13 protein-coding genes are annotated in these 9,891 nt (G+C 59.9%); 5 read left to right on the top strand and 8 right to left on the bottom strand.

Annotation, left to right across the window (positions count from 1 at the left end; all coding sequences use genetic code 11):
* Positions 1-178: 178 nt before the first annotated feature.
* Genes B060_RS28335 through rdgB form a run of 5 tightly spaced genes read right to left on the bottom strand, consistent with a single transcriptional unit; the run spans position 179 to position 3,609 of the window.
* A complete protein-coding gene (locus B060_RS28335) occupies positions 179-574 on the bottom strand; it encodes a YraN family protein (RefSeq protein ID WP_018082928.1) in 396 nt (131 codons plus the stop codon).
* Positions 567-1,436, bottom strand: a complete 870-nt coding sequence (gene rsmI / locus B060_RS0116570; RefSeq protein WP_018082927.1) for a 16S rRNA (cytidine(1402)-2'-O)-methyltransferase — start codon at positions 1,434-1,436, stop codon at positions 567-569. Before rsmI ends, B060_RS28335 begins: the two co-directional genes overlap by 8 nt.
* A 10-nt stretch (positions 1,437-1,446) precedes the next feature.
* Positions 1,447-1,827 (bottom strand): hypothetical protein, encoded by a 381-nt coding sequence (locus B060_RS0116565; protein WP_018082926.1) that lies wholly within the window; start codon positions 1,825-1,827, stop codon positions 1,447-1,449.
* A 4-nt stretch (positions 1,828-1,831) separates the two neighbouring features.
* Positions 1,832-2,974, bottom strand: a complete 1,143-nt coding sequence (hemW, locus tag B060_RS0116560; RefSeq protein WP_018082925.1) for a radical SAM family heme chaperone HemW — start codon at positions 2,972-2,974, stop codon at positions 1,832-1,834.
* A gap of 23 nt (positions 2,975-2,997) precedes the next feature.
* Positions 2,998-3,609, bottom strand: coding sequence for an RdgB/HAM1 family non-canonical purine NTP pyrophosphatase (rdgB, locus tag B060_RS0116555; RefSeq protein WP_018082924.1), 612 nt, complete (start codon positions 3,607-3,609; stop codon positions 2,998-3,000).
* A gap of 198 nt (positions 3,610-3,807) precedes the next feature.
* Between rdgB and B060_RS0116550 the strand changes: the two genes are divergently transcribed.
* A complete protein-coding gene (locus B060_RS0116550; protein WP_018082923.1) occupies positions 3,808-4,329 on the top strand; it encodes a DUF2975 domain-containing protein in 522 nt (173 codons plus the stop codon).
* Positions 4,326-4,535, top strand: a complete 210-nt coding sequence (locus B060_RS0116545; protein WP_018082922.1) for a helix-turn-helix domain-containing protein — start codon at positions 4,326-4,328, stop codon at positions 4,533-4,535. Before B060_RS0116550 ends, B060_RS0116545 begins: the two co-directional genes overlap by 4 nt.
* Before the next feature lie 192 nt (positions 4,536-4,727).
* On the opposite strand, the gene rph is transcribed toward B060_RS0116545, so the two are convergent.
* The 3 genes from rph to B060_RS0116530 form a co-directional block, all read right to left on the bottom strand.
* On the bottom strand, positions 4,728-5,483 hold the full coding sequence (gene rph, locus B060_RS0116540) for a ribonuclease PH (protein WP_018082921.1): 756 nt from the start codon (positions 5,481-5,483) through the stop codon (positions 4,728-4,730).
* Between the two features lie 95 nt (positions 5,484-5,578).
* Positions 5,579-5,872 carry a hypothetical protein gene (locus tag B060_RS27295; RefSeq protein WP_155847761.1) on the bottom strand — a complete coding sequence of 98 codons (294 nt, stop codon included), beginning with the start codon at positions 5,870-5,872 and terminating at the stop codon, positions 5,579-5,581.
* A 10-nt stretch (positions 5,873-5,882) separates the two neighbouring features.
* Positions 5,883-6,236, bottom strand: a complete 354-nt coding sequence (locus B060_RS0116530; protein WP_018082919.1) for a hypothetical protein — start codon at positions 6,234-6,236, stop codon at positions 5,883-5,885.
* 106 nt (positions 6,237-6,342) lie between these two features.
* Between B060_RS0116530 and hrcA the strand changes: the two genes are divergently transcribed.
* The 3 genes from hrcA to B060_RS0116515 all read left to right on the top strand — a co-directional run bounded on the left by hrcA (position 6,343) and on the right by B060_RS0116515 (position 9,840).
* Complete coding sequence (gene hrcA / locus B060_RS0116525; RefSeq protein ID WP_018082918.1) at positions 6,343-7,437, top strand: heat-inducible transcriptional repressor HrcA; 1,095 nt, start codon at positions 6,343-6,345, stop codon at positions 7,435-7,437.
* A 33-nt stretch (positions 7,438-7,470) separates the two neighbouring features.
* Positions 7,471-8,079, top strand: a complete 609-nt coding sequence (gene grpE / locus B060_RS0116520) for a nucleotide exchange factor GrpE (RefSeq protein WP_018082917.1) — start codon at positions 7,471-7,473, stop codon at positions 8,077-8,079.
* Between the two features lie 393 nt (positions 8,080-8,472).
* Positions 8,473-9,840, top strand: coding sequence for a M28 family metallopeptidase (locus B060_RS0116515; RefSeq protein WP_018082916.1), 1,368 nt, complete (start codon positions 8,473-8,475; stop codon positions 9,838-9,840).
* Positions 9,841-9,891: the final 51 nt, after the last annotated feature.

Here is a 9,891-nt window from a genome sequence, read left to right as displayed (position 1 = left end):
AGCTTAGCGCCACGCAGCGGCGCAACGCCTTTGGGAAAGAGAACGAAAGGAGTCCGGTGATGACAGCCGCCGCGTGATCGCCAAGGCCACGCCGATCTACACCACCCCCGAAATCCTCCACCTGTTCGCCAGGCTTATGCCCTCCAAGGCCTTAACGTCGACATTTATCCTTGCATGGTCACGATGGCGACGGCGCCATCAAGTCATTGCCGCTACAGCCCATCGAAAAATCCGACATTATGCGCAACTGTAGTACTAGGGTGTAGAGATCGATGACGAGATCGAGCTTGCGCAGGCGCGGCTTCTTTTCCTGCAGCGCCAGTCCGGCCTGCCAAAGGCGTTCCTGCTGGATGGCGGACACGGTCTCGATCGCCTCTTCGTGACTGCGGCGCTGTTTGACCTCGACCATGGCCAGTTGTGTGCCCTTCTGTGCCAGAATATCGATCTCGCCCTGCGGCATTTTCAGACGAAAACCGAGGATGCGGTAGCCTTTCATCATCAGGTGCACGAGCGCGATATATTCGGCCAGGTGACCGCGTTTATGCGCCTGTGCCCCCCGAAGCGCCCTATCCACGATCTTTGCTCTTCATCTCCAGCGCCATCTGGTAGATCATTTTGCGCGGCAGGCCGAACATGGCCGAAAGCTGGCGCGCGGCATCGGCCGGCGCATATTGCTCCAAAGCCAGTTTCAGCGCTTCCTCCAGATTGTCGGCGGAAGGGACAGCCTCCGTCGGCGGGGCGATGACCAGCACGATCTCGCCTTTCGGCTCGGCCAGCGCCGGATCCGCGACCAGTTCTGAAAGCGTGCCGCGATGGGCGGTCTCGTAAAGCTTGGTCAGTTCGCGGCAGACACATGCCTCGCGGTCACCCAGCACGCTCAGGATATCGGTCAGGGACTCATGCAGGCGCGGACCGGTCTCGAACATGACGAGCGTGGCCGGATTGGTGGTGAATGCGCTTAAGAAGGTTTTTCGCGCCGCCGACTTGTTGGGCAGGAAACCCGCGAAGAGAAAACGGTCGGTCGGCAGACCAGAGAGACAAAGTGCCGCCAGCACCGCCGAGGCGCCGGGGATCGGGTGGACCTTGGCGCCGGCCTTCTGCGCTTCGCTAACCAGCCGGAAGCCGGGATCGTTGATCAGGGGCGTGCCGGCGTCGGAGACCTGGGCGATGATCTGGCCATCGGCGAGGCGTTGCAGGATTTCCGGCAGGATCTTGTCGCCGGCATGATCGTCATAGCGCAGCAGCTTTTTCTTGAGGTCGTAGGCGGCCAGCAGCTTGCCGGCGACACGCGTATCCTCGGCCAGCACCACATCGGCGGCGCGCAGCACATCGAGCGCGCGCAGGGTGATATCGCGCAGATTGCCGATCGGCGTGGCGACGATATAGAGGCCGGGAGACACGGCGCGCGGTGGCGGGGCGAAGAGAGATTCGGGCATATGTATTTACCTATTCCTGCCGCAGGATGAGTCCGAAATCATTGTCATCCTCTTCCTGAATAGGCGTGATAGTGAAGACAGCGGCAGGATACTTCGCTGCAATTTGATAGGTCCAGATCGACCTTGTGGTGTTCAGAATTTCAATCGCTGAATCTTCATGGAAAGACCATTCTGAGCCTACAACCTCGTCTATATAGGACTCTATCAGAAAAATATTGATCCATTTCTGAGCTTCGGACGGAGAGCTGTATCCGGTGATTTTAGTTTTGAGATCGGATAAGCTTTCCTCCGGTCCTCTCAAAAACAATCGACCATCGATATCAACAATATCGGTGGTGACCCGTGTGAGGAATTGGTTCAATAACCAAAGTGGTGTCGAAGTGTCGGACATAGGATCAGCTTAGCAGTTCAAACAACAGCCGGTCCAGCACAACCCGGCCCTTGGGCGTGGCGCGCAGGCGATCCGGTGTCAGGTCCATAAAGCCCTGTTCGATCAGGGGGGCGGCTTTTTCGCGGATCGGCAAGGTTGGCAGGCGGTTGAGCGCCACACCTTCGGCCAGTCGCAGACCCAGCATCAGGGCTTCCTCTTCGGCTTCCAGAGGGCTTAAGGCTTCGGATTCGATCGGATTATCAGTGGCGGTATAGGCTTTAAGGTCGCGGTTGGCGATGGTGGCATGGCGGGAGCCATCGCGGGTTAGCCTTCCGTGAGCGCCGGGGCCGATGCCCATATAGTCGACGCCTTCCCAGATCAGAATATTGTGCGCCGAGCGGGCGGCTTTTCCGCGTGCGTGATTGGAGACCTCGTAAGCCTCGAAAGCCAGCGATTCCAGTACATTGAGTGTGCGGAAATAGAAGCTCTCGGCCAGCTCTTCTTCCGGCGGCGACCACAGCTTACGTTTGACGGCGCGGCCAAACGGCGTGGTCTGCTCGATGGTGAGCTGATAGGGCGAGATATGCTCGATGCCGAGCGCCGCGGCGGCGCGAAGTTCGCTTTCCCAGCCGTCTAAGGTCTGATCGGGCAGGGCGTAGATAAGGTCGAGCGAGACGCGCCCGAAGACCTTTTGTGCCGTTTCGATGCCGCGAATGGCCTCAGTGGCGGAATGGTTGCGGCCAAGGAATTTCAGCGCCTGGTCATCGAGCGATTGCACGCCCAGCGACAAGCGGTTGATACCGGCGGCGCGGAAGCCTTCGTAGCGCGAAATCTCGGCGTCGGTCGGGTTGGCTTCGAGGGTGATTTCAATATCATCCGTGTGCGGAAAAAGGTATTTCGCCTGTACAATGAGCTCGGATACCCAGTCCGGCGGCAGTAGTGACGGGGTGCCGCCGCCGAAAAACACGCTGGCCAGTTGGCGCGGGCCAAGGCCTTCGGCCTGTGTTTGCATGTCACGCAGGATGGCGTCGAACAGGCCGCGTTGCGAAGCTTGTCCACGGTCGCGCGTGACGTTGAAATCGCAATAGGGGCAGATACGCGAACAATAGGGCCAGTGGATATAGAGGCTTAAAGGCTTTGCCCCCTCCGGCGCGACTGCGCGCGCCACCTCCCCATTGCATGGGGAGGAGATCAAAAGAGCGCCGCCCGAAGTTGTTCGAAGGCGAGATGGCGGTGGCTGATGCGGTCTTTCGCGTCCGGGTCCATTTCGGCGAAGGTGATGTCATAGCCGTTGGGCTGGAAGATCGGATCGTAGCCGAAGCCCTTGTCGCCACGGCGAGGGAAGATGATCCGGCCGTCGACGCGGCCCTCGAACACCACGGCATGACCTTCCGGCCAGGCCACTGACAGGGCGCAGGTGAACCAGGCGTTGAGGCTATCCTTGCCCTCTGTTTCGCGGGCAATGCGCATCTTGTGCTCGATCACCTCTATGGCGCGGTCGAAATCCTTGTTCGGACCGGCCCAGCGCGCGCTGTAGATGCCAGGATCGCCATCGAGCGCCTCAATGCTCAGGCCGGAATCGTCGGCCAGTGCCACGATGCCGGCGCTCATGGCGGCATGACGCGCTTTCAGGATGGCGTTGCCGATAAAGCTGACCTCGGTTTCGGGCGGCTCGGCCAGACCAAGTGAGCCGGCGGTGATCACTTCGTAGCGGCCTTCCAGCATGGCGGAAATCTCGACCGCCTTGCCGGGATTGTGCGTGGCGGCGATCAGTCGGGCGCCGGGGATCAGTTGCAGGCTCATGGATATCTCTCTCGTTGTGAGCGCCTTGTAGCCGATCCTGATCACCTTACAAATAGGTCACTTGTGTTTCAGGTGATTGTTGTGACAGGATATTACTTCTTTTCGCTCAATCGCCGCGAGGCTCCTCGCATAAGCTCGGGCGCATGGTCATGCTTGCCAAAATGCGCGTTACGCATTTTGGAGTTTAGGAAACCTCAGATGCGCCTGCTTGGTCCGCGCTCCATATCCAGCCTGCTCAAAACGGCGATCGATGTCGTCTATTATGGCCTCTATAGCCTGATTTTCGTGGTGGTCGTGGCGGCGGTGTGCCTGTTGTCGGTGCCCAACCTGGCGTCGGAATCGGTGCGGCGCTTTCATATCGCCGGGGATCTGTCGGCCGGGTCTCTGACCGTCATGTTTGTGGCGTTTGGTTTGTCGCTGGCGGGCTACCTCGTCATCATGCACTGGACACGCAAAATCTTCCAGACCCTGGCGGAAGGCGATGTCTTCCATCCGGACAACACCATCCGCCTGCGCTGGATCGGCTTCGGGCTGGGGGCGATGGAGATTTTCAGCTATGCGGTGCGGGCCGGCGCTTCGGGCATCCTGCATGTCCATTTCGAGCCGATCTATGGCTTGCGCGCCGTGACGACATGGTTCGCCGTGCTGGTGGTGTTCGTGCTGGCCGAGGTTTTTAAGGAAGGCGCGCGGTTGCGGCAGGAAGTGGACCACACGATATGATAAAACTGAAGCTGGCCGAAGTGCTGGCGCGCAAACGTTTGTCGATTGTAGAGTTGTCGGATCGGACGGGGATTACCGTGCGCGATCTCGAAGTGCTCCGCGACCAGAAGGCGCTGGCCTTGCGCTTGAAGACGCTTGATTGCCTGTGCCGTTCGCTCGGTTGTCAGCCGGGTGAACTGATCGAATATGTGATGGACGAGAGTTAGGCAGTCAGAAGGTTTATCCACAGATTGCACAGATTATCACAGATTAAGTAAAGAAGCTTCGTGGCTCCATTTGCGCCTTAATACAGGCAAGACGTACCGGTTTTAAGACAGGCCGCTGACACTCATCATCTGTGTTAATCTGTGCAATCTGTGGATAGACCCTTAAGAATAGTCTGCCCTACATGGCCAAAGTTACTTCGCTGCCAAAGCCGCGTTCTGGAGCTCGAACAGTTCCTTCGCGCCCTTGATGCCGAGATCGTAGAGGTTGTTGAATTCAGTCCGCGAGAAGCCGCGCTTTTCGCCGGTGGCCTGGATCTCGACCGCGTCCAGATTGCCGGTGATGACGAAGTTGGCGTCCGTCTCGGCGTTTGAGTCTTCGTCATAATCGAGATCGAGCACCGGCGTGCCTTCGAAAATGCCGCAGGAAATGGCAGCGACCTGATCGATGATCGGCGACTTTTCAATGATCTTGTCGGCCACCAGCTTGTTGCAGGCCATGGAAAGCGCCACCCAGGCGCCGGTGATCGAGGCGGTGCGGGTGCCGCCATCGGCTTGCAGCACGTCGCAATCAAGGGTGATCTGGCGTTCGCCCAGCGCCTTGAGGTCGATAATGGCGCGCATCGAGCGGCCGATCAGGCGCTGGATTTCCTGCGTGCGGCCCGATTGCTTGCCGGCGGCGGCTTCGCGGCGCGAACGGGTGTGGGTGGAGCGCGGCAACATGCCGTATTCGGCCGTCACCCAGCCCTGGCCCTTGCCCTTGAGGAAGCCCGGCACGCCTTGTTCGAGCGAGGCGGTGACCAGCACCTTGGTGTGACCGAAGGTGACGAGGCACGAGCCCTCGGCATAGCGTGTCACGCCGGTTTCCAGTGTCACGACACGCATCTGGTCGGTCTGGCGGTTGGATGGACGGATGGTTTTCAGTGCCGACAAGGCATCGAAGTGGGACATGGCAAGCCTCATGATACAGAAGGGCTTTGCCGTACAGGAAAGCGGTCTTCAGGGAAACGCCCTAACGACAATAATTCATAAAATTTGGATTCGGGTTATTTTTTCTTTTCTGTGGGCGGCGGTGGATAAGGCACGGGTATGGCCGTCTTGCAGGAAGGCGTGGCGCAGACATAAGGCTGCCCCTTGTAAACGCCGGACGTCTGGCCCGGCGGAATCACCTTCTTGGCCGGCATGCTGCCGGCCATTGGATCCTTATTGCGGCCGTTCGATGGGAAGTCGCTCTGGCGGCTTTCTCCAGGAGGCACTGGTGAAGACGCAGCGCTAAGGTCAACGCAGGCCGTGAGGCCGGTTAAGGTCAGAAGACCTGCAATATGAAGTAATCGTTTCATCAGCTTTCACCTAACTGGCCAGTTCCCTCTCTAAGGGTGTGTGGGTGTTGTAAACCGGCATAGACGTCTTGCACTTTTTATCGACACACACAAAACCGCGATTGTCATCATTATGTGAAAGCCATGGGCGCGTGGCGGGACGGATCAGGCCGGGCGTCGGATCGATGGCGGCCGTTTGCCGGACATCCTGAAGCGGGGCGTAAGTCTCAGGATCGCGCGGCTTGTCTGGTGTTTGCAGCGCTTCGGCGACAGCCGGTGCGGCGGGCGCCTTATAGGTATAGTCCTTGGCGCCGGCGGCGGTGGCCAGTCCAGACAAACCGAGTCCGGCCAGAAGCAGAACGGACACGATGGATAGAGCGCGCATGACAGCCTCCCGATAGGTGTATTCGACAGATTTCGCCGACTTTGTGGCGCAATTGTGGCGGGCTTTTACCCTTGGCGCTCGGGCTAAAGCTTTGCTACACTGACGGATGATGAAACTGCCTCCCCACATGACTGGCCTGCTCAATTCCGGCGCTTCTTTGAGCGAAATGGATCAGCGCGCGCGTGATATTTTCCGCCATGTGGTCGAGACCTATCTGGAGACTGGTGAGCCGGTCGGTTCGCGCACGGTATCGCGCAATGGCGTGCATCTGTCGCCAGCCTCGATCCGCAACACCATGCAGGACCTGGCGCACCTGGGTCTGCTGTCGGCGCCGCATACCTCGTCCGGCCGGATGCCGACCCATCAGGGGCTGCGCCTGTTCGTCGATGGCCTGCTGGAGATCGGCGATATCGGCGAAGATGCCAAACGCGATATCGAGGCCCGCCTGACCGGCAAGGGGCAAACCTTCGATCAGGCGCTGCACGCTGCCTCGAACCTGCTCTCCGGTCTGGCCGGTGGCGCCGGCGTGGTGATGACGCCGTCGTTTGAGGCGGGGGTCAAGCACGTCGAGTTTATCTCTTTGAGCGCCGAGCAGGCCCTGACCGTGCTGGTGTTCGACGACGGCCGGGTGGAAAACCGCCTGATGCCTCTGGCGCCGGGCATGACGCCGTCGGTGCTGAGCGAAGCGTCGAACTATCTTAACACCCACCTCAAGGGTCGCACGCTTTCCGAGGCGCGTCTGGAGTTGAAGTCCGAACTGGACAGCGAACGGCGCAAGCTGGATGAGGCGGCGGCCACCCTGATCGAGAACGGCCTGGCCATGTGGTCGGGCGGCGACAAGGAGAAGCGCGCCCTGATCGTAAGGGGCCGCGCCAATCTGGTGGAGCAGACCCAGAGCCTCGAAGATCTGGAGCGTGTGCGTTCGCTGTTCGAGGATCTGGAGCAGAAGGAAGAGCTGATCGACCTGCTCGATGATGTGAAGGATGCCCAAGGGGTGCGAATTTTCATCGGATCGGAGTCGAAACTGTTTTCTTTGTCGGGCTCGGCTGTTATTGCAGCCCCCTATATGGTGTCCCCGCAAAAGGGCGCGGCGAAAGTCATGGGTGCGATCGGTGTGATCGGGCCCGCCCGGTTGAATTACGCCCGCATCATCCCACTTGTGGACTACACCGCCCGAATTCTGGGTCGCCTGCTTGAGTAAGGGGTGGCCCGATATGTTTAAGAGGACGACGAGATGAGTGACGAGATCGAAAACGATGGTAACGAACTTGAGCAGGACGCGACCGAACTGCTCAATGCCGAGCTGGAAAAGCTGACGGCCGAAAACGCCGCGCTCAAGGAACAGGCGCTGCGCTACGCCGCTGACGCCGAAAACACCAAGCGCCGCGCCGAACGCGAAGGCAATGACGCCCGCGCCTTCGCCATCCAGAAGTTCGCCCAGGGCCTGCTCGGCGTGGCCGACGTGCTGCAACGCGCCCTGTCGTCGGTGCCTGCCGATGTCAGCGATCCGGCCTTCAAGAATTTCATCGCCGGCATCGACATGACCGAGAAGGAACTGGCCGGCGCATTCGAGAAGAACGGTGTCAAGAAGATCGCGCCGATGAAGGGCGACAAGTTCGACCCGCATATGCATCAGGCGGTGATGGAACAGCCCTCGACCGACGTCGAAGGCGGTTGCGTCATCATGGTCATGCAGGCTGGTTACGAGCTGTTCGGCCGCGTGATCCGTCCGGCCATGGTGGCGGTGGCCGCCAAGTCGGCCGCGCAACCCGCGCCGGTCAAGAACGGCTATGACAGTGATGGCGCCGACGCCGGTGACCGCGTCGACACGCAAGCCGAGTAGGATTCCTTCCTTTCAGATGAAGCCCCCGCAGTTCTGCTGCGGGGGCTTTTTTGTGCGCGACTCAAAGGTAAACGACTTTGTTGAGAATCCCCGAACGACACGGAAACGAATCAGCGACGAATCACTGACATCGGCCGGTTTTCACTTTGTTCACGGCTATATGTTGTGGCTTGACAGCGACTTAACCATACGAAGTGTGTGACTTAAGCAAGAGGCCCCACCACCACATCTCACCGCTTCGCGGTTCGTGCGGTCCCCCTCCCCGACTTGTTCGGGGAGGGGGACCGACGCGCCCTTGCGCGTTGGTGGCGGGGCATCTTGCTTCATTCCCGCCTCGCTTGACGTTTGTTGACGCTGTAACTAACACTGGCGGCCTAACTCAAAGGGTTCTCCATGCTGAAACACCGTTTTGTCCTCGCCGCCAGCCTGTTGGCGTTTGTTGCCACTGGCGCATTGGCAGAAACCCCGTGGACGGTGAAACAGGACTGGGTCAGCGCCCATGAAGCCTTTCTCGCCTCTGACGCCCTGCGCGGTCGCGGCAGCGCCACGCATGATGAGGCCGTGGCCGCCGCTTATGTGGCCGCGCAGTTTCAGAGCTATGGCCTCAAGCCCGCACCTGGCATGGACGGCTATATCCAGACCGCCGGTGTCATCAAGCCGAAGATCAGTGGTCCGGCCAGTCTGAAAATCGGCGACGCCACGGCGAACGACGGTCTTCGCCTGATCTATACCTCGGCCAAACCCGTCAGCGGCACGGTGGCGGTGGCCACCAGCGATGATCCGGCCAAGCTGCCGGTCGCCGATATCGTGTTCATCAACGCCATGGGCAAGGCGAGCGCCGGTGGCTGGAGCCGGGCTGCCCTGGCCAAGGGCGCCAAGCTGGTCGTGTTCCGCGATAACGCCGCCTTGCAGGCGCGTTACGGCACCGAAGCCCGCGCGCCGTCTGTCGCCAGCTATCTCGAAGAGTCGCCGCCGAAATCCGGTCTGGCCGATATCGCCATCCTGCCGGCGGAGGCGTTTGATCGTCTCGTCGCCAACAAGGCCACGACCGGCGCGTTGGATCTGGGTGAGGTGACGCTGGAAAAGGCGCTGACGAGCAACGCCATCGCCTATCTGCCGGGGAGCGATCCTTCGGCCGGCGTGATTTTGGTCACCGCGCATCTCGATCACCTCGGCGTGCAGGCCGATGGCACCATCATGCACGGCGCCAATGACGATGCTTCTGGCACGGTGGCGGTTATGGAGGTGGCGCATGCTCTGGCGGCGGCGCCTCAGCCGAAACGCGGCGTGCTGTTCGTCGCCTACGGTTCGGAAGAAATCGGCGGTCTGGGTTCGCATTATTTTGCCGATCATCCGCCGATCCCGCTGGAACAGATCGTCGCCAATCTCGAATTTGAGATGATCGGCGCGCAAGATCCGAAGATGGCTAAGGGCGAGCTGATGATAACCGGCTTCGAGCGTTCCAATCTGGGCGAAACGCTGAAAGCCAAGGGCGCTTTGATCGCGTCCGATCCCTATCCGGAACAGAACTTTTTCGAGCGTTCGGACAACTACTCTCTGGCGCTCAAGGGCATCGTCGCGCACACGATTTCCGGCTGGGCGGTCACCCCGACCTATCACGACAAGACCGATGATATCGCTCATCTCGATCTACCGTTCATGACCGCCGCTATTCAGTCGCTGATCGTGCCGGTGGAATATCTGATCAACAGCGATTTCAAACCCGAATGGAAGCCGGGGGGAAAACCGGGCGCGAAGTAATCATCGGGCCTTCCCTTGGTTTGGTAACGCACACATCTCGCAGCCGGGACG

It is taken from the genome of Asticcacaulis benevestitus DSM 16100 = ATCC BAA-896, from assembly GCF_000376105.1.
Taxonomy (GTDB): Bacteria; Pseudomonadota; Alphaproteobacteria; order Caulobacterales; family Caulobacteraceae; genus Asticcacaulis; species Asticcacaulis benevestitus.
The sequence above is the reverse complement of the archived record's forward strand: the minus strand, read 5'-3'. Positions and strand labels throughout refer to the sequence as shown.

What these genes read in the sequence shown, in the direction of transcription:
- rsmI (WP_018082927.1), bottom strand. Translation starts at nt 1,436, where the DNA reads ATGCCCGAATCTCTCTTCGCCCCGCCACCGCGCGCCGTGTCTCCCGGC.
- B060_RS0116565 (WP_018082926.1), bottom strand. Translation starts at nt 1,827, where the DNA reads ATGTCCGACACTTCGACACCACTTTGGTTATTGAACCAATTCCTCACA.
- rdgB (WP_018082924.1), bottom strand. Translation starts at nt 3,609, where the DNA reads ATGAGCCTGCAACTGATCCCCGGCGCCCGACTGATCGCCGCCACGCAC.
- B060_RS0116550 (WP_018082923.1), top strand. Translation starts at nt 3,808, where the DNA reads ATGCGCCTGCTTGGTCCGCGCTCCATATCCAGCCTGCTCAAAACGGCG.
- B060_RS0116545 (WP_018082922.1), top strand. Translation starts at nt 4,326, where the DNA reads ATGATAAAACTGAAGCTGGCCGAAGTGCTGGCGCGCAAACGTTTGTCG.
- rph (WP_018082921.1), bottom strand. Translation starts at nt 5,483, where the DNA reads ATGTCCCACTTCGATGCCTTGTCGGCACTGAAAACCATCCGTCCATCC.
- B060_RS27295 (WP_155847761.1), bottom strand. Translation starts at nt 5,872, where the DNA reads ATGAAACGATTACTTCATATTGCAGGTCTTCTGACCTTAACCGGCCTC.
- B060_RS0116530 (WP_018082919.1), bottom strand. Translation starts at nt 6,236, where the DNA reads ATGCGCGCTCTATCCATCGTGTCCGTTCTGCTTCTGGCCGGACTCGGT.
- hrcA (WP_018082918.1), top strand. Translation starts at nt 6,343, where the DNA reads ATGATGAAACTGCCTCCCCACATGACTGGCCTGCTCAATTCCGGCGCT.
- grpE (WP_018082917.1), top strand. Translation starts at nt 7,471, where the DNA reads ATGAGTGACGAGATCGAAAACGATGGTAACGAACTTGAGCAGGACGCG.
- B060_RS0116515 (WP_018082916.1), top strand. Translation starts at nt 8,473, where the DNA reads ATGCTGAAACACCGTTTTGTCCTCGCCGCCAGCCTGTTGGCGTTTGTT.